This is a genomic window from Microbacterium sp. MYb72, from assembly GCF_002979415.1.
Classification (GTDB): Bacteria; Actinomycetota; Actinomycetes; order Actinomycetales; family Microbacteriaceae; genus Microbacterium; species Microbacterium natoriense.
In genome coordinates this window covers 1-25,815 of the sequence record NZ_PCOT01000024.1, presented here as the reverse complement: position 1 = coordinate 25,815, position 25,815 = coordinate 1, and the positions used below count along the sequence as shown (strand labels likewise).

23 protein-coding genes and 1 pseudogene are annotated in these 25,815 nt (G+C 70.6%); 12 read left to right on the top strand and 12 right to left on the bottom strand.

The window, feature by feature from the left end:
• Nucleotides 1-98: 98 nt before the first annotated feature.
• Together CQ047_RS13540 and CQ047_RS13535 are read left to right on the top strand one after the other, a co-directional pair.
• Nucleotides 99-302: a transcriptional regulator gene (locus CQ047_RS13540; protein ID WP_105676129.1), complete on the top strand. Its 204-nt coding sequence runs from the start codon at nucleotides 99-101 to the stop codon at nucleotides 300-302.
• An 83-nt stretch (nucleotides 303-385) separates the two neighbouring features.
• Nucleotides 386-2,269 carry an ABC transporter ATP-binding protein gene (locus tag CQ047_RS13535; RefSeq protein WP_105676127.1) on the top strand — a complete coding sequence of 628 codons (1,884 nt, stop codon included), beginning with the start codon at nucleotides 386-388 and terminating at the stop codon, nucleotides 2,267-2,269.
• A gap of 75 nt (nucleotides 2,270-2,344) precedes the next feature.
• Here the strand turns inward: CQ047_RS13535 and CQ047_RS13530 are convergent, their stop codons facing one another.
• Together CQ047_RS13530 and CQ047_RS13525 are read right to left on the bottom strand one after the other, a co-directional pair.
• Nucleotides 2,345-3,502, bottom strand: a complete 1,158-nt coding sequence (locus CQ047_RS13530) for a DUF4232 domain-containing protein (RefSeq protein WP_105676125.1) — start codon at nucleotides 3,500-3,502, stop codon at nucleotides 2,345-2,347.
• A gap of 190 nt (nucleotides 3,503-3,692) precedes the next feature.
• The gene (locus CQ047_RS13525) at nucleotides 3,693-5,555 is read right to left on the bottom strand and encodes a phosphoenolpyruvate carboxykinase (GTP) (protein ID WP_181155939.1); all 1,863 of its coding nucleotides are present in this window, start codon (nucleotides 5,553-5,555) and stop codon (nucleotides 3,693-3,695) included.
• 111 nt (nucleotides 5,556-5,666) lie between these two features.
• Between CQ047_RS13525 and CQ047_RS13520 the strand changes: the two genes are divergently transcribed.
• A complete protein-coding gene (locus CQ047_RS13520; RefSeq protein WP_105676123.1) occupies nucleotides 5,667-7,109 on the top strand; it encodes an XRE family transcriptional regulator in 1,443 nt (480 codons plus the stop codon).
• Between the two features lie 28 nt (nucleotides 7,110-7,137).
• Here CQ047_RS13520 and CQ047_RS13515 read toward each other — a convergent pair whose 3' ends face one another.
• Together CQ047_RS13515 and CQ047_RS13510 are read right to left on the bottom strand one after the other, a co-directional pair.
• The gene (locus CQ047_RS13515) at nucleotides 7,138-8,205 is read right to left on the bottom strand and encodes a winged helix DNA-binding domain-containing protein (protein WP_105676121.1); all 1,068 of its coding nucleotides are present in this window, start codon (nucleotides 8,203-8,205) and stop codon (nucleotides 7,138-7,140) included.
• A gap of 37 nt (nucleotides 8,206-8,242) precedes the next feature.
• Nucleotides 8,243-9,691: a glyceraldehyde-3-phosphate dehydrogenase gene (locus CQ047_RS13510; protein WP_105676119.1), complete on the bottom strand. Its 1,449-nt coding sequence runs from the start codon at nucleotides 9,689-9,691 to the stop codon at nucleotides 8,243-8,245.
• 147 nt (nucleotides 9,692-9,838) lie between these two features.
• On the opposite strand from CQ047_RS13510, the gene CQ047_RS13505 reads away from it, so the two are divergent.
• Nucleotides 9,839-11,161, top strand: coding sequence for an amidohydrolase (locus CQ047_RS13505; RefSeq protein WP_105676117.1), 1,323 nt, complete (start codon nucleotides 9,839-9,841; stop codon nucleotides 11,159-11,161).
• Nucleotides 11,162-11,371: 210 nt separating this feature from the next.
• Here the strand turns inward: CQ047_RS13505 and CQ047_RS13500 are convergent, their stop codons facing one another.
• The 7 genes from CQ047_RS13500 to CQ047_RS13470 all read right to left on the bottom strand — a co-directional run bounded on the left by CQ047_RS13500 (nucleotide 11,372) and on the right by CQ047_RS13470 (nucleotide 19,145).
• Nucleotides 11,372-12,355 (bottom strand): methyltransferase dimerization domain-containing protein, encoded by a 984-nt coding sequence (locus CQ047_RS13500; protein WP_105676115.1) that lies wholly within the window; start codon nucleotides 12,353-12,355, stop codon nucleotides 11,372-11,374.
• 106 nt (nucleotides 12,356-12,461) lie between these two features.
• Complete coding sequence (locus CQ047_RS13495; protein WP_105676113.1) at nucleotides 12,462-13,160, bottom strand: alpha/beta fold hydrolase; 699 nt, start codon at nucleotides 13,158-13,160, stop codon at nucleotides 12,462-12,464.
• 58 nt (nucleotides 13,161-13,218) lie between these two features.
• Nucleotides 13,219-13,806, bottom strand: a complete 588-nt coding sequence (locus tag CQ047_RS13490; protein ID WP_105676111.1) for a TetR/AcrR family transcriptional regulator — start codon at nucleotides 13,804-13,806, stop codon at nucleotides 13,219-13,221.
• A gap of 20 nt (nucleotides 13,807-13,826) precedes the next feature.
• Entirely contained in the window at nucleotides 13,827-14,660 is an 834-nt protein-coding gene (locus CQ047_RS13485) for an ATP-binding cassette domain-containing protein (protein ID WP_105676109.1), read from the bottom strand.
• Between the two features lie 115 nt (nucleotides 14,661-14,775).
• On the bottom strand, nucleotides 14,776-16,560 hold the full coding sequence (locus tag CQ047_RS13480) for a dipeptide/oligopeptide/nickel ABC transporter permease/ATP-binding protein (RefSeq protein ID WP_105676107.1): 1,785 nt from the start codon (nucleotides 16,558-16,560) through the stop codon (nucleotides 14,776-14,778).
• Nucleotides 16,557-17,498 carry an ABC transporter permease gene (locus CQ047_RS13475; protein ID WP_105676105.1) on the bottom strand — a complete coding sequence of 314 codons (942 nt, stop codon included), beginning with the start codon at nucleotides 17,496-17,498 and terminating at the stop codon, nucleotides 16,557-16,559. The genes CQ047_RS13480 and CQ047_RS13475 overlap by 4 nt, the downstream gene beginning before the upstream one ends.
• 117 nt (nucleotides 17,499-17,615) lie before the next feature.
• Nucleotides 17,616-19,145 (bottom strand): ABC transporter substrate-binding protein, encoded by a 1,530-nt coding sequence (locus CQ047_RS13470; RefSeq protein ID WP_258132657.1) that lies wholly within the window; start codon nucleotides 19,143-19,145, stop codon nucleotides 17,616-17,618.
• A gap of 269 nt (nucleotides 19,146-19,414) precedes the next feature.
• Between CQ047_RS13470 and CQ047_RS13465 the strand changes: the two genes are divergently transcribed.
• From CQ047_RS13465 to CQ047_RS13455, 3 genes are all read left to right on the top strand, one after another.
• Nucleotides 19,415-19,783 (top strand): multidrug efflux SMR transporter, encoded by a 369-nt coding sequence (locus tag CQ047_RS13465; RefSeq protein WP_105676103.1) that lies wholly within the window; start codon nucleotides 19,415-19,417, stop codon nucleotides 19,781-19,783.
• Nucleotides 19,780-20,103 carry a multidrug efflux SMR transporter gene (locus CQ047_RS13460; RefSeq protein WP_105676101.1) on the top strand — a complete coding sequence of 108 codons (324 nt, stop codon included), beginning with the start codon at nucleotides 19,780-19,782 and terminating at the stop codon, nucleotides 20,101-20,103. Before CQ047_RS13465 ends, CQ047_RS13460 begins: the two co-directional genes overlap by 4 nt.
• Nucleotides 20,104-20,177: 74 nt before the next feature.
• Complete coding sequence (locus CQ047_RS13455; RefSeq protein WP_105676099.1) at nucleotides 20,178-20,558, top strand: DUF4259 domain-containing protein; 381 nt, start codon at nucleotides 20,178-20,180, stop codon at nucleotides 20,556-20,558.
• Nucleotides 20,559-20,565: 7 nt separating this feature from the next.
• Here CQ047_RS13455 and CQ047_RS13450 read toward each other — a convergent pair whose 3' ends face one another.
• On the bottom strand, nucleotides 20,566-21,528 hold the full coding sequence (locus tag CQ047_RS13450; RefSeq protein WP_105676097.1) for an aldo/keto reductase: 963 nt from the start codon (nucleotides 21,526-21,528) through the stop codon (nucleotides 20,566-20,568).
• A 99-nt stretch (nucleotides 21,529-21,627) separates the two neighbouring features.
• On the opposite strand from CQ047_RS13450, the gene CQ047_RS13445 reads away from it, so the two are divergent.
• The 5 genes and pseudogenes from CQ047_RS13445 to CQ047_RS13425 form a co-directional block, all read left to right on the top strand.
• Nucleotides 21,628-22,365: an SDR family NAD(P)-dependent oxidoreductase gene (locus CQ047_RS13445; RefSeq protein WP_105676095.1), complete on the top strand. Its 738-nt coding sequence runs from the start codon at nucleotides 21,628-21,630 to the stop codon at nucleotides 22,363-22,365.
• Between the two features lie 11 nt (nucleotides 22,366-22,376).
• Nucleotides 22,377-23,477 carry a zinc-binding dehydrogenase gene (locus CQ047_RS13440; protein WP_105676093.1) on the top strand — a complete coding sequence of 367 codons (1,101 nt, stop codon included), beginning with the start codon at nucleotides 22,377-22,379 and terminating at the stop codon, nucleotides 23,475-23,477.
• Nucleotides 23,478-23,484: 7 nt separating this feature from the next.
• Complete coding sequence (locus CQ047_RS13435) at nucleotides 23,485-24,444, top strand: aldo/keto reductase (protein WP_105676091.1); 960 nt, start codon at nucleotides 23,485-23,487, stop codon at nucleotides 24,442-24,444.
• 133 nt (nucleotides 24,445-24,577) lie between these two features.
• On the top strand, nucleotides 24,578-25,576 hold the full coding sequence (locus CQ047_RS13430) for an alpha/beta hydrolase (protein WP_105676089.1): 999 nt from the start codon (nucleotides 24,578-24,580) through the stop codon (nucleotides 25,574-25,576).
• Nucleotides 25,573-25,815 (top strand): annotated as a pseudogene (locus CQ047_RS13425) (alpha/beta hydrolase); the annotation flags it as partial. The gene CQ047_RS13430 and the pseudogene CQ047_RS13425, both read left to right, overlap by 4 nt.

Below are 25,815 nucleotides of genomic sequence, written 5' to 3'. Positions count from 1 at the left end.
TGTCGGAGGGGACGGACCTGTCGTCAATTCATGTTGACATTCTTCGTCTCTTCGATCAGGATGAACGTCAATGATCGTTGACGGAAAGGTCGTGGATCATGGTGAAGGCATCCACCGTCTCCGAAGACGGGGCAGAACCTCTGGCCGAGCTGCACCGCCTGGCGGGGCTCCGCCTCGACATCGCGCGCACCGAGGAGGCGCAGGTGCGCAAGGCCCGCAATCTCGGCTACTCCTGGCAGGCGATCGCGAGCGCGCTGGGCGTCACGAAGCAGGCCGCGCACCGCCGCTTCGGCCGCAGCTGAACCGGCCACACAGCCCATCCACAGAAACCGCATCGACACGAAGTACGGTCGAAGTACCCACCCCTCTCAGATCGAGGTTCCGCATGTCCAGCACGGCGACGACACGCCGACGCGGACGCGGCGCGCCGCACGACGGTCCCCGCGCCACGTTCCGCCAGCTCCTCCCCTTCCTCTTCGAGCACAAGCGCACGCTGATCGTCGTCGCCGTGCTCAGCGTCTTCGGCGCCGCGACCTCGCTCGTCCAGCCGCTCCTCGTCGGCCAGGTCATCGAGGCCGTGCAGTCGAACAGGGGCCTCGGCATCCTGATCTGGCTGCTCATCGGATTCGTCGTCGTCTCCTCGATCATCTCGGGCTACCAGCACTACCTCCTCCAGCGCACGGGCACCGCGGTCGTCCACTCGAGCCGCCGCAAGCTCATCGCCCGCATCCTGCACCTGCCGATCAGCGAGTTCGACGCCCGCCGCACCGGCGATCTCGTCTCGCGCGTCGGCACCGACACCACGCTCCTCTACGCCGTGCTGACGCAGGGACTCGCGGATGCCGTCGGGAGCGCGATCCTGTTCGTCGGCGCCCTGATCGCGATGCTGCTGATCGACCCCCTGCTCCTGCTGCTCATCGTGATCGTGATCGGCGTGTCCGTCATCGTCGTCGTGGCCCTGAGCGGACGGATCCGCACCGCGTCCACCGCGCAGCAGGTCAAGGTGGGCGAGCTCGCCTCCGGCGTCGAGCGTGCGGTGGGGTCGATCCGCACCGTGCGCGCCTCCGGCGCCACCGAGCGCGAGACCGAGAACGTGTCCGCACTCGCCGCCGACGCGTACGGCATCGGCGTGCGGATCGCGAAGATCTCCTCGCTCGTCGTGCCGATCGCCGGCATCGCCCTGCAGCTTTCGCTGCTCGTGGTCCTGGGAGTCGGCGGCTTCCGTGTCGCGGCGGGCACGATCACGATCGCCTCGCTGATCACCTTCATCATGTTCCTCTTCATGCTGGTCATGCCTCTCGCCACCACGTTCGGCGCGATCACGTCGGTGAACCAGGCGCTGGGCGCGCTCGGACGCATCCAGGAGGTCCTCGACCTGCCGACCGAGACGCAGGACGACGAGGCCATCGCGGCATCCGTCCCCCGCGAAGAGACGGATGCCGCCGCGCCCGCCGTCGAGTTCCGCGACGTGCGCTTTCGCTACCCGGAGAACGTCGTCGCCGCTCGGGAGAAGGCCGCGCGCGAGGCGCGGACCCTGCTCGCCGACGCGCACCTGGAGTCGGCGGACGACCCGGCGCCCTCACCTTCCCGCGAGGTCCTCCGCGGCGTGTCCTTCACGGTGCCCCGCGGCGCCCGCGTGGCTCTCGTGGGCCCGAGCGGCGCCGGCAAGAGCACAATCCTCTCGCTGCTGGAGCGCTTCTACGACCCCACCGGAGGGTCGATCCGACTCCACGGACACGACGCCCGCACCTATCCGCGCGACGAGCTGCGCGCGCAGTTCGGCTACGTCGAGCAGGACGCCCCGACCCTCGCCGGAACGCTGGCTGACAACCTGCGCCTCGCGGCCCCGACGGCATCCGACGCCGACTGCGAGCGTGTGCTGCGCGCGGTCAACCTCGGCGAAGTGCTGGAGCGCGATCCCCTCGGTCTCGACGCCCCCGTCGGCGAGGACGGCGTGATGCTCTCCGGCGGCGAGCGCCAGCGTCTCGCCATCGCGCGGGCGCTGCTCACCGACGCGCCGATCCTGCTCCTCGACGAGTCGACCTCGTCGCTCGATGGCGTGAACGAGCAGCGCATGCGCGAGGCCATCGACGCGGTCTCGACGGACCGCACCCTGGTCGTGATCGCGCACCGACTGTCGACCGTCGTCGACAGCGACCAGATCATCGTGCTGCAGGACGGCGTGGTCGCCGGCACCGGCACGCACGCCGAGCTGGTCGAGTCGACTCCCCTGTACCGCGACCTCGCCCGTCACCAGCTGCTGGCCTGAGTCCGGCCGGCGCACGCCGCCGAACGCGGACTGCCGCGTCGGTCGGTGCCCAGCCGGACAGCTCGGCCGGTCGGCTCAGCTCCCGGAAGGAGCGGCGATCTGCCAGGCCGTCACGTGCACGGTCGCACCGGGGATGATGTCGAGTGAGATGTCCGTGGCGGACCGCAGCTCCCCCGGACGCACGGCGATCCACACGCTGCGGGCGGCGAGCTGACCGTTCACCGAGTTCGCGTCCCAGCCGATGACGGCGGAGGCCGCCTCGCCGGGCTGGAGGGTGACGGGTGCGGGTCCAGGGTCCTGCGCCATGAACGCGCCCCCGTGCTCGACGATCACGTCGAGCAGATGCCCGTTCTGGTCGCCGTACGCGACATCGGGATAGCCCTCGACGACGCACGGCTCCTCGGAGACGTTCACGAGCTGGATCCACTGACCGCGATGCCCGGTCGCGGCGTCGGTCCCCGGGGCGGTCAAGAACGTGTCCTCCGCTGTGCACGCGCCGTCGGGGGCCGCCCCCTCGGCCGGGGCTGCTGCCGGCACCGGCTCGCCCGGCGCATCGGGGTCTCGCGGAGCGGCGCCGTCGGGATCGGCCAGCTCCTGAGCCTCGACCTCGGCCGCGGCCTGGTCCTGTCTCAGCTGCTCCTGCGCCGCGTTGCTCCCGGCCTCGGCCGCGACGGGCAGCGCGACCAGCGCGACCGCGACGACGGCCGCCAGCACCACGCTCCGCGACCGGAGACGTTCGGCAGGGGTGGCATCCGCCTCCCGCCCCCGCCCTGCCTTGAGGAAGATCAGAGCGGGGAGCCAGCCGACCAGCGCCGCCCACCAGGTGGTCGACATCGTGAACCCCGTGCTCCCCGCGGCGCCCCTGATACCCGACCAGCTGATCGCCGACGCGACGCTGCCCAGATCCAGGGCGGCGCCGATCGCGAAGGCCGTCAGCACCGCGGCGAGCCAGGCGGCCGCGAAAGCGGTGCGTCCCGTCGCCGTCGACTCCCTGCTCGTCGAGAACCAGGACGCGAGCAGCGCGAACCCGCCGACGAGCACGACGAGCGTGAGCACGTGCTCGACGATCGCCCAGCCCACGGGGCTCCCGAACATGCCCCATCGCATCGGCGACGGGAGCAGCTGCCCGAGCGTCGCCAGGCTCCCGCCCGCCCCGGACAAGACGTACGGCAGCCAGCCGCAGAAGAACCACAGGACGGCGAGGACGCCGCCCCCGATCAGACCTCGACGCATCGCACTTCCCCCGGCAGCACCGCGCGGACCGCGGATATCACGACCCTATCGCCGTGAACTCCCCGGTCCGGGGATTCCGCATGCGCGAAGGCGGGATGCCGGAGACCACTCAGCCATGGGTTCGTCTCGAGCATCCCGCCTTGGCGCAAAGGAGGGCGCCGTATCCCCCGATGGCGGCGCCCCGTCTGTGTCAGGCGTTCGACAGCCTGTAGCGCAGCGATGCCAGCTCGGCGCGCAGCGCAGCGGGCAGCTTGTCGCCGAAGGTGTCGTAGAACGCCTCCGTGAGGTCGGCCTCGGTCTTCCACGCCTCGGCGTCGACCGAGAACAGCTCCTCGAGGTCGGCCTCGGGGACGTCGAGTCCGTCGAGGTTGAGGTCCTCCGTGCGGGGCAGGCGGCCGATGGGGCTGTCCACCGCGGTGACCTCACCGGAGATGCGGCGGATGATCCAGTCGATGACGCGCGAGTTGTCGCCGAATCCGGGCCACAGGAACCGGCCGTCGGAGCCGCGGCGGAACCAGTTGACCTGGAAGATCCGCGGCGCGCGGTCGAAGCGGAGCGTGCGTCCGACCTTCAGCCAGTGCCCGAAGTAGTCGGCCATGTTGTATCCGCAGAACGGGAGCATCGCGAACGGGTCGCGGCGCAGCTCGCCCACCGTGCCCTCGGCGGCGGCCGTGCGCTCGGACGAGATGTTCGATCCGAGGAACACGCCGTGCGTCCAGTCGGTCGCCTCGACGACGAGCGGGACGTTGCTCGCGCGGCGTCCGCCGAAGAGGATGACGTCGAGCGGCACCGCCGCCTCCCAGTCCTCCGAGATCTGCGGGCACTGCGCGGCCGACACCGTGAAGCGCGAGTTCGGGTGCGCGGCGGGGCGTCCGGAGTCGGGCGTCCACTCGTTGCCCTCCCAGTCGATGAGGTTCGCCGGCGCCTCGTCGGTCAGACCCTCCCACCAGACGTCGCCGTCGGGGCGGAGCGCCACGTTCGTGAAGATCGTGTTGCCCCAGAGGGTCTCGACCGCGGTGACGTTGGTCGACTCGCCGGTTCCGGGTGCGACGCCGAAGAAGCCGGCCTCGGGGTTGATGGCCCACATGCGGCCGTCCTCACCCGGGCGGATCCACGCGATGTCGTCGCCGAGGGTCTCCACCTTCCAGCCGGGGATCGTCGGGCGGAGCATCGCGAGGTTCGTCTTGCCGCAGGCGGAGGGGAACGCCGCGGCCACGTGGTACGCCGTGCCCGCGGGGTCGATCACGCGGATGAGCAGCATGTGCTCGGCGAGCCAGCCCTCGTCGCGGGCGATCACCGAGGCGATGCGCAGGGCGAAGCACTTCTTCGCGAGGATCGCGTTGCCGCCGTAGCCCGAGCCGAACGAGTAGACCTCGAGTGTGTCGGGGAAGTGCACGATGTACTTCTCCTCGTTGCACGGCCACTCGACGTCGGCCTGTCCAGGCTCGAGCGGGGCTCCGACGGAGTGGACCGTCTTGACCCACGGCGCGCCCTCGGCGATCTGGCGGGTGACGGCGTCGCCGACGCGCGTCATGATGCCGATCGAGGCGACGGCGTAGGCGCTGTCGGTGACCTGGACGCCGATGTGCGACAGCGGGCCGCCGACCGGGCCCATCGAGAACGGCACGACGTACATGGTGCGACCGCGCATCGATCCCTCGAAGATCTCGGTCATCTTCTCGCGCATCTCGGCGGGGGCGGCCCAGTTGTTCGTGGGGCCGGCATCCTCTTCGCGCTCGGAGGAGATGAACGTGCGGCCCTCGGTGCGGGCGACGTCGCTGGGGTGCGAGCGGGCGAGGTAGGAGCCGGGGCGCCACTCGGGGTTGAGCTTGATGATCTTGCCCTCGTCGACCAGTCCGCGCAGCAGCCGGTCGTTCTCGGCGCGCGAGCCGTCGACCCAGTGGATGCTGTCGGGCTGCGTGAGAGCGGCGATCTCGTCGACCCAGGCGGTCAGCTCCGCCATCGCGGGGGTGTCGTAGGTCGGCGCCGTCCCGAACGTGCGCGCGGGGGCGACGGATGCTGCTCGAGGGGTGAAGACTTCGGCGATGGCCATGACTGCTGCTCCTTTGAGTGGGGGGCGTTGCATCCATCTTCTTCTGGGTTGAGGGCGATTTTCTGACGAATCGGGCGATAAGAATCTCAATTCTTTCGATAGGATCAAGGAATGGCGACCTCCGGCATCCACCTCACGACCCTCGGCCACCGCATCCGTCACCACCGGCTGGAGAACGGCTACACCCTCGATGAGCTCGGCGCCCTGGTCGGCGTCGCCGGCTCCCAGCTGAGCCTCATCGAGAACGGCAAGCGCGAGCCGAAGCTCTCCCTGCTGCAGGCGATCGCGCAGGCCACCCGCACCGAGGTCACCGACCTCATCTCGGGAGAGCCGCCGAACCGCCGCGCCGCCCTGGAGATCGAGCTCGAGCGCGCGCAGGAGAGCCCGGTGTTCCGCCAGCTGGGCATCGCACCCGTCCGCGTCACGAAGGGCATGAGCGACGAGACGATCGAGTCACTGCTGGGGCTGCACCGCGAGCTGCAGCGCCGCGAGCGCGAGGCCATCGCGACCCCCGAGGAGGCGCGCAGGGCGAACACCGAGCTGCGCCTGCGCATGCGCGCCCAGCACAACTACCTCGCCGACATCGAGAAGCTCGCCGAGAAGCATCTGCGGGCCGCAGGGCACGTGCAGGGCGCGCTCACCCACCGCACGGTGAGCATCATGGCCGAGAAGCTCGGGTTCGAGCTCATCTACGTGACCGATCTCCCCCACTCGACGAGGTCGGTCACCGACCTCGAGAACGGACGGATCTACCTGCCCCCTGCGTCCATCCCCGGCGGTCACGGCCTGCGGTCGATGGCCCTGCAGGCGATGGCCCACCGACTGCTCGGCCACACGCCCCCCACGGACTACGCGGACTTCCTGCAGCAGCGCCTGGAGATCAACTACTTCGCGGCATGCTGCCTCATGCCGGAGACGGCATCCGTCGCCTTCCTGCAGCAGGCGAAGAAGGACCGCAACCTCGCGGTCGAGGACTTCCGCGACGCGTTCGGCGTCACGCACGAGGCGGCGGGCATGCGGATGACGAACCTGCTCACGCAGCACCTGGGGATGCCGCTGCACTTCCTGCGCGTCGCGGCGAACGGCGCGATCACCCGCGTCTACGAGAACGACGACCTGCCGCTGCCCATGGACGTCACCGGCGCCGTCGAGGGGCAGCGCGTGTGCCGCAAGTTCCAGGCGCGCGGTGCGTTCACGCAGCAGAACCGCACCACGGAGCACCACCAGTACACCGACACCCCCTCCGGGACGTTCTGGTGCTCCACGCAGACCGGCTCAGCGACCGACGGCGAGTTCTCGGTGACGGTCGGCGTGCCTTTCGACGACGCGCGCTGGTGGCGCGGGCGGGAGACCGCAGACCGCGCCGTCTCGACCTGCCCCGACGAGGCGTGCTGCCGCCGGCCCCCGTCCGACCTCGCTGAGCGCTGGAGCGGCAAGGCGTGGCCGAGCGCCCGCGTGCACACGCACATGTTCTCGCCGCTCCCCCGCGGCGCCTTCCCCGGTGTCGACGACAACGAGGTCTACAACTTCCTCGGGCGGCACGCCGACGAGTGAGCCCTGACGACGCGTCGACGCGAAGAGGTCAGCGGGCGACGAAGTCGCCGTACCGGGTGAGCGCCGCGGCGACGGCATCCGGATCGAGCGCGGCGTCGAAGGGCTCGGCGATCGGCGCATCGCGGTGCCGCCCCACGGCGGCGGAGTGGGTCCATGCTCCGGCGATGCGCCCGCCCGCGAGCAGGCTCGCCCTCACCATCCCGTTCTTGCCTGGGCCGATGCGGGCCATGGCGTCGGCATCGGCGACAGGGGTGCGGTCTGCGTAGGAGATGTAGTACTCGTCGAACATCGGCAGTGCACGCAGCTCGGCGTCATCGACCCCGCGACCACGGCGCGGCCGCACGGCGGAGACGAAGAGCCCCTCCTCGACCTCGGTGACACGATGCCGGGCGCGCTCGACCGCCTCGCGAGCCGCGCCGAGGGTCAGCCCCGACCACCACGCGAAGTCCGCGGCGCCCGCGGGGCCGTGGCCGTCGATGTACCGCACGAAGAACTCCGCCAGCGGGTCGTCCGGCGCGGCGGCATCTGGCAGGTGCTCGTCGGCCAGCACGAACAGCTGCTCACGTCCGACCGCTCCGTCGCGCGCGACGACCGGCCCCTGCACGAGGACGCCGTCGACGCACAGCGCGCCGATGAGGTGCACTCCGCGCTGCGCCGACGGGTCGATGCCCAGCGCCGCGATGTCGTCGAGCAGCTGCGCCCGCGTTCTGCCGCCGTCGGCGAGGCGCTCTCGAAGCGCCCCTCCGACGCGGGTGAGCATCTCCCCGTCGATGCCGAGCTCCCGGTGCCTGCCCGCGACCTGCTTGCGCTGCCGCTCGCCGGTGACCGAGAGCACCCAGCGCAGGTCGGCGGCGGGGATGATGTGCAGCGTCCCCCGCATCGTCCACGACCGCACGAGCTCGCCGCGCGCGAAGGCCCTGTCGACCGCGGAGAGCGCGGGCGCCCCGCTCGTGCGGATGCCGAGGGCCCACCGACCGGCGAGGAACTCCTGACCCTGCACCGCGAGCATGTGCGAGGCGGCATCCGTCACGGTGCGCGCGGGCGCAGTGAGCCTGTGGGAGCGGAGCCGTTCGGACAGCAGGGCGCTGGGCGTCATGCCCCCATACTGCCGTGCGGCGCCGACATCCGCCCGCTCAGCCCTCGAGCGTCACCGTGCGGCGCGCCGGCAGCACGACGGGGTGCGACCCCGCCATCGTCTCCAGCACGCGGATCACCTGGCAGGAGTATCCGAACTCGTTGTCGTACCAGACGTAGAGGATCAGCGTGTCCTCGTCGGCGATCGTGGCGAGGCCGTCGACGATCCCGGCGCGGTGCGAGCCCACGAAGTCGGTCGAGACCACCTCTGGCGACTCCACGTAGTCGATCTGCTGGCGCAGGCGCGAGTGCAGGGAGACGCGTCGGAGGTAGTCGTTGACCTGGTCCTTCGTGGCGGGGCGCGCGATCGTGAGGTGGAGCACCGCGAGCGACACGTCGGGGGTGGGAACGCGGATGGAGCTGCCCGTGAGCTTGCCCTCCAGCTGCGGCAGCGCCTTGGCGACGGCCTTCGCGGCCCCGGTCTCCGTGATGACCATGTTGAGCACGGCGGAGCGACCTCGACGGTCGCCCTTGTGGAAGTTGTCGATGAGGTTCTGATCGTTCGTGAACGAGTGGACCGTCTCGACGTGCCCCTTGACCACGCCGTAGGCCTCGTCGATCGCGGCGAGCACCGGCGTGATCGCGTTGGTGGTGCAGGATGCGGCGGACAGGATGCGGTCCGCGTCGTCGATGACGCCGTCGTTGATGCCGTGCACGATGTTCTTGAGCGGGCTCTTCCCCGGTGCGGTGAGCAGCACGCGTGCCACGCCCGTGGAGTTCAGGTGCTGCGAGAGACCGGCCTCGTCGCGCCAGCGTCCGGTGTTGTCGACGACGATCGCGTCGTGGATGCCGTACGCCGTGTAGTCGATGGCGCCGGGGTCGTCGGAGTAGATCACCTGGATGCGGGTGCCGTTGGCGATGATCTGCTCGGCCTCCTCGTCCACCGTGACGGAGCCCGCGAACCGTCCGTGCACCGAGTCGTGCAGGAGCAGCGAGGCGCGCTTGACGAGGTCGTTCTCCGAACCGCGGCGCACGACGATGGCGCGCAGGCGGAGCCCGCTGCCGCCGCCGGTGTGGGCGATGAGGATGCGCGCGAGCAGGCGTCCGATGCGGCCGAAGCCGTACAGCACGACATCGGTGGGCTCTGCGGCGACGGCGCCGACCGCGGGGGCGAGCACCTCTTCGAGGTAGGCGCTGAGCTCCTGGCCGCTGTCCGCGTGCCCCTCGGCGAGACGGGCGACGTCGAGGGAGGAAGCGCCGGGGGTCAGCGCGTGCACGGCCTCCAGCACGGCGAGCGTGTCGTCGAGGGCGAGCGGGGCGTGGCCGAGCCGCTCGACGCGGTCGTGCACCTCGACGATGCCCGTGGCCGAGAGCCCGAGCAGGCGGTGCCCGTGCAGAGACGTGATCACGTCGTGCTCGCGCTTGAGCGCGCCGATGAGGGGGATCATCCGCTCGGCGAGTTCTTCTCGGGCGGTCCAGTCGTCGCGCTGTGCGTCGGTCATCTGCATCCTTGCATCTGTGTGGGCGCGCCGAGGGGTCGCCGGCGCGCGGAATTGCCGGGTGAGCTTCGGGGGTGATACCAGGGTACGCGCCGCCGACACACCCTCGCGAATCCTCTCGCGCTGCGGAATCTTTTCGTCTACGCTGGTGGAATAATGAGTACGACAGTCGCCGGCGACGACGCCGATCTGATCATCCGCGGTGGACGCATCCGCACCTTCGACGCCGCGGGCACGACGGCATCCGCCCTGGCCGTCCGCGGGGGACGCATCGTCGCGCTCGACGCGGATGCCGAGGCCCTGCGAGCCCCCTCGACCGTCGAGCTCGACGGCCGCACCGTCGTCCCCGGCATCAACGACGCCCACCTGCACGCCGCCTGGCTCGGAGCCCGCTGGCCGCACCTCTTCTTCTCCGACACGCCGCCGGAGCATCAGCCGTCCGGCGCCCTCGTGTCGACCGCCGCCGAGCGCCGCGCCGCGCTGCGGCACGCGTGGAGCCTCCTCGCCGAACTCGGCATCACCAGCTACACCGAACCGGGCATCGGCCCCGGCGAGGACGACGGCGAGACCGGATGCTTCGGCACCGACATGCTCGACGCCTACGTCGCCCTGCACCGCGAGGGCGCGCAGACCTCACGGGTCACCCTGCTGCGGCTCTTCGGCACGATCGACGGCGAGAGCACGCTCGCGGACTTCGAACGCGGCATCCGCTCCCCCGCGCCGGAGACCGACGCGCGATGGCTCTCGATCCCCGGAGTCAAGATCTTCGCCGACGGCATCCCCCCGATGGCCACCGCGTGGGTGTGCGAACCCTACGCCGACGGATCGACGGGCCACCTCCTCACCCGCGGCGACGATCCGCTCGCGGCCTTCCGACGCATGATCGAGCTCGCGGCTGGCGACGGCCTGCAGGTCGCCGTGCACGCCACGGGCGACCGGTCGATCGAGGAGTTCCTGCGCGTCCTCGAGGAGCTGCCCGCCCCGCCGAGGGCGCCGCACTACGTCGTGCACGGCGACCTCGCGACGCACGATCAGATCGCGCGGCTGCGCGCCGTGGGCGCTGGCTTCGCCGTGCAGCCGATGATCGCCGCGCACACGCGCTCCTGGGCGGGAGCGCAGCTGGGCCCCGAGCGCCTCGCCGCGGCGTGGCCGCTCGCCGAGATGCTGTCGTCGGGCGTGCTCACGACGATCACCAGCGACGCGCCCATCGCCTCCCCCGACTGGCGCCTCGGCCTCGACGCCGCACTCGATCTGCTCGGCTCGGACGACATCGCGACCCGCACGGCGCTGCTGCGCCGGATGACGACGGATGCCGCGCGACAGGACGGCGCCGCCGAGTGGAAGGGCTCACTCGAACCGGGAATGGTCGCCGACCTCACCGTCCTCGACGAGGATCCCCTCGAGCCCGGCCGCGCCTTCGCATCGATCGGAGTCGCCAGGACCATCGTCGAAGGACGCACGGTCTTCGTCCGCGACTGAGGCCGCGCACCCTTCACCGCGTTTCGACTCGCTCCGCTCGCTCAACGACCCCGGAAGGAGACCCGGCCGTTGAGCGAGGAGCGCAGCGACGAGACGACGCGCCAGCGACGACGACACCCGCCCCAGGAAAACGGCGGGCGACACGCTCTCGCGTGCCGCCCGCCTCTCTGATCCCCCTCGGACCAGCTCAGCTCCCCTCTCGGGGAAGACTCACACCGCGGTGGCGACGAGCACGCGCGGGCTGGCGGGGAGCGCGATCTTCTCGCGCACCTGCCATCCGGCATCCGTCAGCCATCCGCGCACCTCGGACTCGGGGTAGACGACCGTGCCGTCGATCACGAGGTACTCGCCCGCGTGCAGCGCGTCGATGCCCCGCTGCTCGGCGTCGTCGTCGAGGAAGAAGTCCAGCACCGTCAACGTCGCCCCCGTCCGCGCGGCGGCACGCAGGTTGCGGAAGATCTGCGCGTTCTCCTCGGCGCTGAAGCGGTGGATCACGTGGTTCGCGAACACCGCGTCGTACTCGCCCTGCGGCGTCGAGGTCGCCGTGTCGCCGACCTCGACCACGGCCCGGTCGGCGACCCCTGCCTCTTCGATCGCCTCGGCGATGCCGCCCTCGAATCCGGGAGCGTAGACGAACGTCGTGTGGAGCTCAGGGTTCTGCGCCATGACCGCGAGCGCGAAGCCGGCGGAGAGGCCGCCGAAGTCGAGGGCCTTCGCGGCTCCCGCGAGGTCGACCAGGCGGCCGAACTCCTGCGCGTGCAGGGCGTTGTAGGTCATCACGCCGGCCATGAACGTCGCCCAGCGCGCATCGTCCATCTGCAGGTCGCCCGGCTCGGTCGTGTCGACCGTGTGCGAGAACTGCAGCCAGTGCGGGTAGCTGATCTCGCCGAGGAACGTGAGGAAGGGCGCCAGGTCGATCGCCGAGTCCGCCCCGGTGAGGTAGGCCGCGGCATCCGGCGCCACGCCGTAGACCCCGTCGGCGCGCGTGAGCAGCCCCTTCGCAGCCATCGCGTCCGCGAGGATGCGGGCGATGCGCTCGCTCACGCCGCAGCGCTCTGCGATCGCGGAGACCGTGTCGGCGCCGTCAGCGACGGCGGCGAAGAGTCCGATGCGGCTCGCCTCGAAGAGCTGCTTCGAGGCCATGTAGCCCGTCGCGATGTCCAGGATCCGTGCGGCGTCGGGGGTGTTCGTCATGGTGAGTGCCTTTCGTGAGGATGCGCAGGATGCGCTCAGGTGCAAGGAGTGTCTACAGTTGTAGGAATTTGAGGATGGGGAGAGCCCCGAACGCGATCCGCACGCGTCAGTCCGCGAGGAAATCGCGCACGGCGGCGCGGAACTCCGGCGCGTGCAGTGCGGCGAGATGGTCGCCGGGCACCCGGACCGCACCGGCATCCGGCAGCAGCGCGGCGAGGTCGTCGATGCCCGCGGCCATGCCGTCCTCGGCGCCGCCGATCAGCAGGACGGGCTGCGTCGGGCCCCCGCTCGCGGGGGTGAACGGCTCGGCGGCCAGCCCCTCGATCAGATCGAGCAGTTCGCCGGCGCGATTGCCGGGCAGGGAGACCATGTGCAGGATCATCCCGGTCAGCGGATCCGCCGGAGACGCTCCCCCGTCGAGGGCCGAGCGCGCGGCCGCGAGATCCACCAGCGCGAAGGGCTCGCCAGCGGCGAGTCCGCCGAGCACGAGCCGTCGGACCCGCACGGACGGATGCCGCGCGAGATCCCACGCCAGCCGTGCCCCGAGCGAGTAACCGACGAGATCGACCTCCTCCTCGCCCACCGCGGACGCGATGGCGTCGAGCACCCGTGACGTCGATGCCGTCCCCGACGCCGGGCTGGAGCCGTGCGCCGGCAGATCGACGACGAGGGCCGATCGGTCGCCGAGCACGCCCTGCCACTCGGCATCCGGCCAGTCCAGGGCTCCGGACGACGCGAGTCCGTGCAGGAACACCACAGGGCGCCCAGAGCCGGTGCGGCGGTGAACGGAAAGGGAAGGAGTCACGGCGCGCCGTCCTCTCGGATCAGGCGCGTCGCCGCCGTCGGAACGGCGTGCGCTCCGACTAGCGCAACCGCGCCAGGAACTGGTCGATGTAGGCCTGGTAGTCGGCGACCCGGTCGCCGTCGGGGTACATGAGGTTGATGACGGTCGCGCCGACGGCGACGGAGATGTACTCGTTCGCCGCGGCCGTGTAGTCCTGCTCCCGGATCGCCCCCTCGTCGCGCGCCGCCTCCATGCGGGCGATCAACGAGGTGCGCCAGTTCGCGAGGTGGCTGCGGTACAGCTCCGCCAGCGACTCGTTCGACATCGCGTACTCCCACAGCGCGAGCAGCACCCGACCGGCCGCGATCTGCTCCGCATCCCGAGGGATCGTCGCCTCCAGCCACCCGCGCAGCGCGTCCTCCGCCGACGCCGACTCCGCGGTGTCTGCGGCCACTCCCTCGGCCATCTGCTGCAGGATCGTCTCGAACGTCGCCGCGACGATGCTCTCCTTGCCGGGGAAGTAGTGCTTCAGCGCCCCATTCGCGAAGCCCGCCTCCGCGGCGATGCTGCGCATGGTGGCAGCCTCGAAGCCCCCCTTGAGAATGATGCTCTTCGCCACCTCGACGATGTCCCGCCGACGCTGGTCGTGATCGATGATCTTCGGCATGGCGTCCTTTCAGCCTGGTGCTACCGTACAGCCGCATCGCGCACCTCCCGGAGAGCCAGCCATCGGGCACGCCGTTCGCGCTGCGCGGCGGGGTCGGCGACCGGCGACGCCAGCCGCAGACGCTCGGAGTACGGATGCTGCGGGTGACGCGTGACCTGCTCGCCCTCGCCGATCTCCACGAGCTCGCCGCGGTACATCACGGCGACGCGGTGACAGACGCGACGCACCACGCCGAGGTCGTGCGACACGAAGAGGTAGGCGACGCCCGTGTCGCGCTGCAGTTCGATGAACAGGTCGAGGATCGTCGCCTGGGTGGTGAGGTCGAGCGCGCTCACCGGCTCATCGCACACGATCAGCCGCGGGCCGCGCACGAGCGCCCTGGCGATCGCGACGCGCTGCCGCTGCCCGCCGGAGAACTCGCTCGGGTAGCGTTCCATCGCCGTGCTCGGCAGCCGCACGCGGTCGAGCATCTCGCGCACCTTCGCCGCCGCCCCGCTCGCGCCGATCCCGGTCGTGAGCAGGGGCTCGGCGAGGATGTCGCCGATCGTCATCGCCGGGTTGAGCGAGCCGTACGGGTCCTGGAAGACGACCTGGATGTCGTCGGCCAGCGCGCGGCGACCGCGCCCTCCGAGTCCGCCGATCTCGCGGCCGTCGAAGCGGATGCTCCCCGAGGTCACCGGGGCGAGCCCCAGGATCGCCTTGCCGAGCGTGGACTTGCCCGATCCGGACTCCCCCACGAGCCCCAGGCACTCCCCCGGAGCGATGTCGAGGGATACGCCGTGCAGGGCGCGGAAGGCGCTGCGCCCTCGGCCGTACTCGACGACGAGATCGTTCACTTCGAGCAGAGCGCTCATGCGGACACCTCCGGGGATCCGAATTTCGGACGCATGCGGGAATCTCGGACGATCCCGGCCGAACTCTCCGAGAAACGCGCGAGCGTCCGAATTCCGGAGGACGGATGCTGCGGAGTCATGCGGACACCTCCGTGATGCGTGCGGCGTCGAGCGCCGCGCGCCCCTCCGCGTCGTCGAGGGATGCGGCGATCAGCTCCCGCGTGTACTCCTCGGCCGGATGCGCGAACAGATCGTCGACCTGACCGGACTCGACGATGTCACCCCCGCGCATCACGATCACCCGATCGCAGATGTCGGCGACGACACCGAAGTTGTGGGTCACGATCAGCAGCGCCATGCCGTACTCGGCCTGCAGTTCGCGCAGCAGCTCGAGCACCTCTGCCTGCACCGTCACGTCGAGCGCGGTGGTCGGCTCGTCGGCCACGAGGAGCGAGGGCTTGCCTGCGATCGCGCCGGCGATGAGCACGCGCTGCGCCATGCCACCGGAGACCTGATGCGGATAGCTGCGCATGACCCGGTCGGGATCGGTGAGGCCGACCCTGATGAGCATGGCCGTGGCCCGCTCCTTCGCCGCCGCCCTGCTCAGGCCGTGGGTGCGGCGCAGCGGCTCGACGAGCTGGTGGCCGATCGTGTACGAGGGGTCGAGGTTGCTCATCGGCTCCTGCGGCACGTAGCCGATCTCGCGGCCGAGCAGCGCCTGACGCTGTGTCGCCGTCGCATGGCTGACGTCCTCGCCGCCGATCCAGATCGCATCGGCCTCCGCCCGACCGGTCGACGGCAGCAGGTCCAGCACGGAGAACACCGTCTGCGACTTGCCCGAGCCGGACTCGCCGACGATCCCGACGACCTCGCCGGGGGCGACGTCGAGCGTCACGCCGTGCACGACCTCGGTCTCGCCGGTCGGCGTCGCGTGCACGACGCGCAGGTTCTCGACGCGCAGCGCGGATTCGGCCGCCTGGTGACGTGCGGTTCCGGTGGCCGGCGTGGAGGGGCGCGCCGCGGCATCCGCTCTGCGCCTCGCCACCCGGGGGGTGCGGACCTGCACGAGCTCGGCGAGCGTCGATCCCATGATCGCGAGCACCGCGATCGTCACGCCGAGCGCCGTCGACGGCCACAGCAGCATGAGCGGATAGGTGAGCATGAGACGGAAGCCCTCGAGCATCATGGCTCCCCAGCTGGGGACGTTCGAGTCGCCGATGCCGAGGAACTGCAGGCCGGCCTGCATGCCCATCGCGATGCCCGCGGTCAGGGCGGTCTGGATGATGACGGGCGGGTACACGGCCTTGATCACGTGGCGGAAGATGATGCGCCCGTCGGAGAGGCCGGAGACTCTGGCCGCGTCGATGTAGGTCTCCCCGCGCACGGCGAGGGTCTGCGACCGCGAGATGCGGAAGTAGCCGGGCACCATGAAGACGCCGACCGTCGCCATCAGGACCTCGAAGTTGTTGCGGCTGCCCGCGGCCACGACGAGGAGGATGATCATGCCCGGGATCGACTGCAGAGCATCGCTGATCCACGTCGCCACCCGGTCGAGCACGCCGCCGAAGTAGCCGGCGGCGACGCCCGACGGCACGCCGATCACGAGGGCGACGACGATCGTGATGAGCGCACCCCAGATCGTGGTGCGGGTTCCGTAGATCAACCGGCTCAGGATGTCGCGTCCGGTGGAGTCCCCGCCGAGCAGGTGCTCCGGCCCGGGGGGCGCCTTGGCCGCGGCGAGGTCGACGAGGTTCGGGTCCATCGGCGCGAGCAGCGGCGCGAACACGCCGACGAGCACGATGAGGAGGAAGATCGCGAGCGGGATGTAGCCGCCCGGATGCCTCAGGAAGCGGCGGAACAGACTCGACCGGCGCTTCTGGGCGGCGCGGTCGAACGCTACGCGGATGTCGGTCGTTGTCATGCGACGCGCACCTTCGGGTTGATCCAGCCGAGCACGAGGTCGAGCAGGAGGTTGATCAGGATGACGAAGACGATCGAGATGACCGTGATGCCGAGGAGCATCGGGATGTCGCCGTTCTGCGAGGACTGGTTGGTGAGCTGACCGAGTCCGGGAAGGCTGAAGATCTGCTCGACGACGATCGCCCCCGAGAGCAGGCCGACGAACATGAGCGCGATGACGGTGAGCGCCGACGGAGAGGCGTTGCGCAGGATGTGCAGGTTCACCCGCGCCGGCGAGAGTCCGCGGCTGCGGAGCGTGCGCACCCAGTCCTGGCGGGTCTGGGCGATCACCGCGTTGCGCAGCTGCTCGGACACCGCGACGATGCCGCCCAGGGCGAGCGAGATCGCGGGGAGCGTGATGGACCGCAGCCACCCGTCGACCGACTGGGTCGGCGTCACGTAGCCCACGGCAGGGAACCACTTCAGCTGCACGGCGAACCACATCACCAGCACGAGGCTGATCCAGAATCCGGGGAGGGCGAAGAGGACGACCGAGACGCCCTTGATGACCCGGTCGAACCAGGTGCCAGGGCGGAGACCCGTGATCATGCCGAACACGACGCCGACGACCGCGGTGATCAGGGTCGCGAAGGTCACGACCGACAGGGTCACCGGGACCTTGATGGCCAGCTGCGCGCCGACCGGCTGGAAGTTGCGCCAGGAGGTGCCGAAGTCGAGCAGCACCGCGTGCGACAGCCAGTCCCAGAACTGCACGAGCAGGGGCCGGTCCAGGCCGATCTTCTGCGCCAGCGCCTCCTGCTGCGCCGGGCTCGCCGTGGTGCCGAGCAGGGCGGCGGTGGGATCGCTGATCGCCAGGTGGGCGAGGAAGAACGTGCCGATCGACACCGCGACCAGCAGCAGGATGCCTGACAGCACGCGCTTCGCCGTGAACAGGAGCATGGGGACCTCTCGGGGGTCGGAGGGGGATCGATCGGCATCCGGTCGTTGAGCGACGAGCGCAGCGAGGAGACGAAACGCTGCTCGCCCTCGATCGCTCAACGACCGGGCATGAGGGCGTCAGCCCTTGGTGATGTACCGCAGCGTCGGGAACATCATCCCGACGACCGGCTGGAGCGTGATGCCGGGGGCGCTGTAGTACGTGTTGTTCGCCTGGTACCAGACCGACCACCACGCCTGGTCGACCAGGCCCTTGTTCAGCTCCTTGACCGCGGCGGTCTGGGCGTCGCCGCGCTCCGTCTGCACCTTCTCCACGAGGGGCGCGAGCACCTCGTTGTCGGCGTAGTCCGGTGCGGGGTTGAACCACTGCACGCTGGTCACCTGGCGGGCCACGGTGGCGAGCTGGTTGCCGTCCATCGCGAGGAACGAGATGAACATCGGGTAGTTCGGGGCGTTCAGCTGGTAATCCGGCATCTGCATGTTGTCCCACGTGACCTTCACGCCGAGCTCGGTGAGAGCCTGCTCCGCCGCAGGCTTCCACTGCTCGAAGATCGGCGACATCGGCATCGAGATCGAGAAGCCGTCGGGGTAGCCCGCGTCGGCGAGGAGGGCCTTCGCCTTGTCCATGTTGTACTCGTAGGTGTCGTTGAGCGCGGGGTCGTTGATGTCTCCGCCGTCGGGGAACACCTGGTTCGTCGCGACCCCGGCACCGCTGCCGACGGCTCCGAGGATCGCAGCGCCGTCGAACGCGTAGTTGAGCGCCTGGCGGACCTCGAGCTTGCCGAGGGGCTCGCTCTTGGCGCCGGTGTGATCGGTGATCACGAGGCCGGCCCAGCCGGACACGCGGGATGCCGTGTTCCAGCCCTGCTCGTCGGCCTGCGCCTGGTTCGCGACGTCGCCGTACTGCACGTTGATCTGACCGCTCAGCATCGCGTTGTGACGAGCGGTGGCGTCCATGATCGGGAAGATCGCGAGCTCGGAGAACGGGTAGGTCTTGGCGTCCCAGTGGTCGGCCACCTTCGTGAAGTGGTACTCGGCCCCGGCGACGCTCGTCGTGCTGTCGAGCGTGTACGGTCCCGATCCGACGGGCTCCTTGCCCAGCGTGCCGGCGTCGATCGCGGCCGGCGATGCCACGTAGCTCCGCCCGAGCCCCATGAAGTAGAGGATCGTGTCGTCGCGCTGGGTGAGGTTGATGGTGAGGGTGTCGTCGTCGACCTTCTCGAAGGAGGCGACGTTGACGTAGGCCTCCCCCGATCTCGCGCCCGCCTTGAGGTAGTCGAGGCTCTTGATGACGGCTTCCACGTCCACCGGGGTGCCGTCGCTGAACGTCGCGTCCGTGCGGATGTCGAGGTCGATGCTCATGTCGTCGTCGGCGACGGTCCAGTCGGTGGCGAGCGACGGGATCGGGTTCCCGTCGGCGTCGAGGGCGATGAGGGCGTCGTAGACGGCGGACAGGTAGGGGCCGTCGAAGCCGATGTCGGCCAGCGACGGATCCCACGAGGTGACATCGAGGAAGTTCCCGATGTTCAGCGCGTCTGGTCCGGCGGCGCCGCTGTCGCCGGACGGTGCGGGTGAGGTTCCGCCGCTGCAGCTGGTGAGCGCGAGGGTCGCGGCCACGGCCGCGGCGAGCGCGAGGGGCAGTCGTTTCATGGTTCCTTCTCTCGGGTGCAGGGAGTGGTGAAGAAGGTACGAAGGGCCTCTAGCCGGGGAGCCGGATCCGACGCCACTTCGATGTGTCGTGCTGGTTAGTCTACATGCGTGGAAAAAGAGCGCAAGGGGCGATTTCGCGACGCGGGCGCCCTGACATGTCGCCGGGCGCGCCAGGCTTGCCCAGGAGCGCAGGAGTTCATCTGCCGGACAGGGAATCGTGCGAGCATCCCCCGCGTTCCTCCCCACGAACCCTCCACGAAAGGCACTCGATGACAGACCGCCCCCGACCGTCGGCCTGGCCGCCGCTCCTCCTCGCGATCGCCCTCGAGGTGACGGCGACGCTCTCGCTGCGCGCCGCCGAGGGGTTCGCGCACCCTCTGTGGCTGATCCTGGTCGTCATCGGATACTCCGGGTCGCTCTGGCTGCTGTCGGTCGTCCTCGACCGAGGGATGCCGGTCGGCGTCGCCTACGGCATCTGGTCGGCGATCGGCGTCGTGCTGACCGCCATCCTGGGCGCCGTTCTGTTCGGCGAACTGCTCGGCCCCGTGCAGATCGTCGGCGTCGGCGTGATCGTGGCCGGGGTGCTGCTCGTGGAGCTCGGCTCTCGCGCCGGTCACACCGCGGAGGTCTCGTCGTGACCTGGGTGCTGCTCGCGCTCGCGATCGCCAGCGAGGTCACCGCGACCCTGAGCCTCCGCGCCTCGGAGGGCCTGCGGCGCAAGCGCTGGATCCCCGTGATCGTCGTCGGATACCTCGCCGCGTTCAGCCTCCTCGGCGCGATCCTCGCGATGGGCATGCCCGTCGGCGTCGCCTACGGCGTATGGGCCGCTGCGGGGGTCGCCGTCACCGCCGTCCTCGGCCGCGTGATCTTCAAGGACCACTTCTCGCTCCTGATGGGAATCGGCGTCGCCCTGATCGCGATCGGCGTGGGGCTGATCGAGTTCGGCGGAGGACACTGACGTCTCGGAGGGCGATTCCTGCGGTCTCCTGATTGAATGAACCTGATCGCAACCGGCAGGAGAGGAGCCACGACGTGGGCACGTGGGGACCAGGGAACTTCGAAGACGACACGGCCGCCGATGGACTGGGCGAGATCACCGACGACCTCATCGCGAAGATCTCGGAGCAGTTCGCTGATGAGGACGATGACACCGCACTGGAGCCGGACGAGTGGGGAGGGAGCATGGTGCCCGCCTGGCTCGAGCTCCTGACGGACCTGGGCTCCGCCGGACGCGTGGGGGCCACGTTCCCCGCCAGCACAACGATCGAGACCTGGCGCGACCGCTACCTGCGCGTCTGGGACGAGTACATCGACGAACTGGATCCCGACGAGGACTACCGGGTCGACAGGCTGCGCGTCCTCACCTCCACCTTCGAGCGCGCACTCGCCCTCGCCCACAAGCGCGAGGCGTAGCCCCCTCTCACCAGGCCCCGTCTGCGCGCACCTCGCGATCGACCCAGCAGTCCGCGAGCGCCGCACGCACCTCGGGTCCGTGGTCGCGCGCGAGGGCGAGAGCCGCGTGGTTCTGCTCGAGCTGCTCGACGCGCGAGGCGCCGAAGAGCACGTTCGCGGTCGCGGGGTTCGACAGGCAGAACGCGATGCCGAGGGAGGCCGGGGTGACCCCGAAGTCCGCCGCGACCCGCGCGACCTCGGGATAGACGGCGGCGATCCGCTCACGGATGCCGCCGACGTCGGCGCCGATCTTGCGCTGCGGAGTGCGACCGGTGGCGAGGATCCCGCCCTCGAACACGTCGGACGCCTGCAGCGTGAGCGTGCCGTCGGCGAAGAGCGGCCCGTAGGCGCCGCCCTCGGCCATCGCCCGACGCGCGATGCCGTACTTGAGCTGTGCGAACACGGGCCCGGCGAGCCCCCGGGCCGCGGCGTCGGCGAGGGCCTGGCGCGTGTGCTCGATGCGCCAGTTGTTGATGCCCCATGAGCCGACGAGCCCCTGATCGATGAGCTCGTTCACGTCGGCGACGAGGCGCGGGACGTCGGGGGCGTCCAGGTAATCCCCCACCACGAGGGTGTCGAAGCGGTCGAGACCCGCCCTGTCGAGCGACTCGGCGAGCTGCGCGCGGAAGCCCTGGTGCGGCCAGTCCCACAGCCACAGCTTTCCGCACAGCACGATGTCGGAGCGATCCACGCCGCTCTCCCGCAGCGCCCGCCCGAAGAGGACGTCGGTCGTCGAGTTCTCCGCGTGCGGACCCATGTTGTAGTACGCGACGTCGAAGAGGCCAGCGTCGAGCTCGACGGCTCGGCCGATCAGCTCGACCGCCTCGGCCTGCGGCATCCTGTCCCAGGTGTTCCACGATCCGAGGGCGAGCGGGGGCACCGGCGCCCCCCCGCGCTGCAGCGGCATGCGGGGATATGTCGGAATGGGCATGAAGGCTCCTTCGGCGTGCACGACTCGGGGTTGTGTTTTTCTATGTTTGTAGAATATAACGGAGACACCCCCGTCAGAGAAGCGTCAGTGAGGACGAGCATGACCGAATCCACCGCCCGCAGAGTCCTGGTCACCGGAGGCGCCTCCGGTCTCGGCCGCGGCATCGCCGCCGCCTTCCGCGCGGAGGGCGCCGACGTCTTCATCGGCGATGTGAACGCGGAGGCCGCCTCCGCCGTCGCCGCGGAGATCGGAGCGACCGCGCTCGCCCTCGACATCGGCGACGAGGCGTCCGTGCGCGCCGCTGCCGAGAGGATCGGCACGACCGGGGGCCTCGACGTGCTCGTGAACAACGCCGGGATCGTGGCGGGAGGGGGCACGCTGCAGGAGGTTCCCGTCGACGTGGTCGACGCCGCCCTGCGCGTGAACGTCCGCGGGACGTTCCTCATGCTCCGGGTCTTCGGAGCGCTGCTCGCCGAGGCCGGCCACGGCACGATCGTGAACATCTCGTCGATCGGGGCACGCCAGCCCACCCCCGGTCTCGGACACTACGAGGCGACCAAGGCCGCGGTCGACGCCCTCACCCGCACGGCCGCGATCGAGCTGGCCCCGTCCGGGGTGCGCGTCAACGCGGTCGCCCCGGGCCCCGTGCTCACGCCGCTCACGGCCGCCTTCGCCTCCGACCCGCAGGCCCGTGAGGCCTGGGAGTCGCGCATCCCGCTCGGCACGATCGCCGAGGTCGACCAGATCACGCCGCTCGTGCTGTTCCTCGCGAGCGACGCCGCCAGCCACATCACCGGGGTCTCCGTCGCCGTCGACGGCGGACAGCTCCTGGTCTGAGAGGACACTCCATGACGCTCCCCACCACGACCCGCGCCGCCGTGCTCACCGCACACGGCGAGCCGCTCACGCTGCAGGACCTGCCCCTCCCCCAGGACGTCGAGCCGGGGGCCGCCCTCGTGCGCATCTCCTGCACGACCCTGTGCGGCACCGACATCGAGATCTGGGAGGGCCGGATGACGTTCCCCGGCATGCTCCCGATGGTGCTCGGGCACGAGATGGTGGGCGAGGTCGTCGCCACCGGCCCAGACACGAAGGACGCTCTCGGGCGCCCCCTCTCCCCCGGCGACCGCATCGGCTGGTCGGAGTCGACGTGCGGCGAGTGCTACGGCTGCGTCGTGCTGCGCGAACCCGTCGCCTGCTCGCGCCGCGGCTACGGCTTCCTCCAACGCGCCGACGTGCACCCGTTCGCCACGGCCGGCCTCTCCGAGTACGCCTACGTCACCCCGGGGGCTGCGAAACTGCTGCTCCCGGCATCCGTGAAGGACACCTGGGCGTCGATGGCCGGCTGCGCGGCGAAGACCGTGCTGCGGGCGTTCGAGCGCGCAGGGCGGATCCGCCCCGGCTCGACGGTCGTCGTGCAGGGCTCTGGTGCGCTGGGCATCTTCGCCACGGCGGTCGCGAAGATCGCCGGAGCGGGTCGCGTGATCACGGTGGGCGCCCCGGCGTCGCGCCTCGAGCTCGCGGCACGGTTCGGAGCGGATGCGGTGGTCGACTTCCGCGACGGCCCCGTGGTCGAACAGGTCCTCGAGCTCACCGATGGCCGCGGGGCCGACGTCGTCTTCGACGTCGCCGGGGCGCCGAGCGTCGGGCCGGACGCCGTCGGGATGGCCGCCCAGCGCGGCACCGTCGTGATCGTCGGATCCACCGGCCCCGCCGGCGACGGCTTCGCGCTCAGCACCGTCATGGGCAAGGAGCTCACCCTGGTCGGCTCGCTCAACGGCGACATCTCCGACTACTCCCGTGCGATCGGCTTCTTCGAGTCCTTCGCCGACCGCTACCCGTGGGACGACCTGTTCAGCCCACCGGTCGGCCTCGCCAAGGCCTCGGACAAGATCGCGCACATGCACCAGCTCGATGAGGTCAAGGCCGTCATCGATCCGAGACGGTGAGGACCCCATGACCACGACGCTCCCCCTCCGCGAGATCGGACGCAGCGGCATCCGCTCCTCCCTGTTCTCGCTCGGCTCCTGGCACACCTACGACCGCATGGACTTCGCGGATGCCGTCGGCATGCTGCGCGAAGCGGTGGATCGCGGCGTGAACCTGTTCGACGTTGGCGTGTACTCCGCACCCGGCTCGCCCCCGGTGTTCACCGACGTGATCTTCGCCGGCATGGTGCGCGCGGCCGGCCTCCGCCGCGACGAGTGGCTGCTGTCGTCGAAGCTGTGGCTCGAGGCCTTCGGCGCCGACGGGTTCCGTCCGCAGCTCGAGAACGCGCTCATGCGGGTCGGGGTGGAGCACGCCGACCTCGTGATCCTCGGCGACCTCCGCCGCGACGACCTGGAGCTGCGCGACCTCGTGCTCGACCTGGCGCGGCTGACGGATGCCGGGCTCATCCGGGCCTGGGGTGTGAACAACTGGTCGGCGACGAGCATCCAGACCCTGATCGACATCGCGGCCGCCGAGGGGGTCGCCGGCCCCCGGATCGCGCAGCTGAAGTACAGCGTGTCACGGCGCTCGATCCCCGACGGCGAACCGTTCGCACGCCTGTGGGAGCAGGGTCTGACCCTGCAGGCGTCGGACTGCCTGGAGGGCGGCGTGCTCGCCGGGAAGGTCGACGGCGGTCGCCAGATCGGCCGCGACCCCGGCGACATCCGGGCGCGCATCATCGCCGACGTGCCCGCGTTCACCGAGGTCGCCTCGTCGCTCGGCGTCACGCCGGCGCAGCTGGGCATCGGGTTCACGCTCACCCACCCGGCGCTCACCACGACCCTGTTCGGCGCGTCGAGCGTCGAGCAGCTGCGCGCCAACCTCGACGCCGCCGATCTCGTCGAGCGCGTGGGCGCTGCCGAGCTGCGTCGCCTGGTCGAGCCGTTCTGGGCCGATCGCGGCGTCGTCGACCCCGAGGGCCCGTAGCCGATGCCGTGCGCGCCGCATCGTTTCGTCTCGCTGCGCTCGCTCGACGACCGGGGCAGGAGCTCTCGGTCGTTGAGCGAGGAGCGCTAGCGACGAGACGAAACGCCCATCCCCAACGACCCCAGGAGAGAGAATGACCGCCACCGCCGCCGGACGCCCGACCGTCGCCCCCGTGCCCTTCGACCCCGAGGTGCAGGCCGTGCTCGACGAGCTCGCGAAGAACCCTCAGCCTCCGCTGACCCGCGACACCCTGCCCCGGACGGACACCGATCGGATGTTCCCCGGCCCCGACGCGGTGATCGCCGGACGTGCGATCGTCTGGGAGGACAGGATCATCCCCGGCCCCGCCGGCGCCCCCGACATCGAGATCACCGTCTTCCGCCCACGGGGCAGCGAGGGCGAGGTGCTGCCCGGATTCGTGAACATCCACGGCGGCGGCATGATCGTGGGGCATCGCTCGTGGGAGACCGCGCGCGTCGTCGACATCGTCGAGGGGCACAGGGTCGTCGCCGTCAACGTCGAGTACCGCCTGGCTCCGGAGGATCCGTTCCCCGCGGGCGTCGAGGACTGCTACGCCGCGTTCGTGTGGACGCACGCCAGAGCCGAGGAGCTCGGCATCGACCCCGCGCGCATCATCGTCGGCGGCGGCAGCGCCGGCGGCGGACTCACGGCCGCCGTGGCGCTCATGGCCCGCGACCGCGGTGGCCCCGTCATGGCGGGGCAGCTGCTGCTGTGCCCCATGATCGACAACACGAACACCACGGTGGCGAGCCGGCAGTACGACGGCATCGGCACGTGGCAGCGCGAGATGAACCTGCTCGCGTGGTCGTGCGTGCTGGGCGACGAGCTCGCCTTCAGCGCGGACGCCCCCGCCTACGCCGCTCCGTCCCGCGCCGCCGATCTCACAGGCCTCCCTCCCGCGTTCATCGAGGTCGGCGAGGCCGAGGCCTTCCGCGACGAGGACACCGAGTACGCGCTGCGCATCTGGGCGACCGGCGGCCAGGCCGAGCTGCACGTGTGGGGCGGCGGAGCGCACGGCTTCGACATGTACATGCCGGATGCCGAGATCACCAGGGCGGCTCTGTCGGCCCGGTCGTCGTGGCTCCGCCGCACGTGGGGGGCCGCCCGATGAGCATCCCCGTCCCCTACGACCCCGAGCTCGTCGCCGGACTCGACGCGTTCGTCGACCTCGTCGAGATCATCCCGCTGCGCGCGGACACCATCCACGCGAACCGCGACCACTTCGCCACGATCATCCCGCCCATGAGCGTGCAGGCCGCCGGCCGCGCCGTCTCCTGGGAAGACCGCATCATCCCCGGCCCCGCCGGGGCCCCCGACGTCGAGATCACGGTCGTCCGGCCCGCTCGCCCC

Coding starts and splice junctions, on each gene's coding strand:
- CQ047_RS13445 (WP_105676095.1), top strand. CDS start 21,628: ATGACCGAATCCACCGCCCGCAGAGTCCTGGTCACCGGAGGCGCCTCC.
- CQ047_RS13450 (WP_105676097.1), bottom strand. CDS start 21,528: ATGCCCATTCCGACATATCCCCGCATGCCGCTGCAGCGCGGGGGGGCG.
- CQ047_RS13480 (WP_105676107.1), bottom strand. CDS start 16,560: ATGACAACGACCGACATCCGCGTAGCGTTCGACCGCGCCGCCCAGAAG.
- CQ047_RS13490 (WP_105676111.1), bottom strand. CDS start 13,806: ATGCCGAAGATCATCGATCACGACCAGCGTCGGCGGGACATCGTCGAG.
- CQ047_RS13520 (WP_105676123.1), top strand. CDS start 5,667: ATGGCGACCTCCGGCATCCACCTCACGACCCTCGGCCACCGCATCCGT.
- CQ047_RS13540 (WP_105676129.1), top strand. CDS start 99: ATGGTGAAGGCATCCACCGTCTCCGAAGACGGGGCAGAACCTCTGGCC.
- CQ047_RS13435 (WP_105676091.1), top strand. CDS start 23,485: ATGACCACGACGCTCCCCCTCCGCGAGATCGGACGCAGCGGCATCCGC.
- CQ047_RS13525 (WP_181155939.1), bottom strand. CDS start 5,555: ATGGCCATCGCCGAAGTCTTCACCCCTCGAGCAGCATCCGTCGCCCCC.
- CQ047_RS13440 (WP_105676093.1), top strand. CDS start 22,377: ATGACGCTCCCCACCACGACCCGCGCCGCCGTGCTCACCGCACACGGC.
- CQ047_RS13475 (WP_105676105.1), bottom strand. CDS start 17,498: ATGCTCCTGTTCACGGCGAAGCGCGTGCTGTCAGGCATCCTGCTGCTG.
- CQ047_RS13510 (WP_105676119.1), bottom strand. CDS start 9,691: ATGCAGATGACCGACGCACAGCGCGACGACTGGACCGCCCGAGAAGAA.
- CQ047_RS13515 (WP_105676121.1), bottom strand. CDS start 8,205: ATGACGCCCAGCGCCCTGCTGTCCGAACGGCTCCGCTCCCACAGGCTC.
- CQ047_RS13500 (WP_105676115.1), bottom strand. CDS start 12,355: ATGACGAACACCCCCGACGCCGCACGGATCCTGGACATCGCGACGGGC.
- CQ047_RS13530 (WP_105676125.1), bottom strand. CDS start 3,502: ATGCGTCGAGGTCTGATCGGGGGCGGCGTCCTCGCCGTCCTGTGGTTC.
- CQ047_RS13485 (WP_105676109.1), bottom strand. CDS start 14,660: ATGAGCGCTCTGCTCGAAGTGAACGATCTCGTCGTCGAGTACGGCCGA.
- CQ047_RS13470 (WP_258132657.1), bottom strand. CDS start 19,145: ATGAAACGACTGCCCCTCGCGCTCGCCGCGGCCGTGGCCGCGACCCTC.
- CQ047_RS13430 (WP_105676089.1), top strand. CDS start 24,578: ATGACCGCCACCGCCGCCGGACGCCCGACCGTCGCCCCCGTGCCCTTC.
- CQ047_RS13465 (WP_105676103.1), top strand. CDS start 19,415: ATGACAGACCGCCCCCGACCGTCGGCCTGGCCGCCGCTCCTCCTCGCG.
- CQ047_RS13535 (WP_105676127.1), top strand. CDS start 386: ATGTCCAGCACGGCGACGACACGCCGACGCGGACGCGGCGCGCCGCAC.
- CQ047_RS13505 (WP_105676117.1), top strand. CDS start 9,839: ATGAGTACGACAGTCGCCGGCGACGACGCCGATCTGATCATCCGCGGT.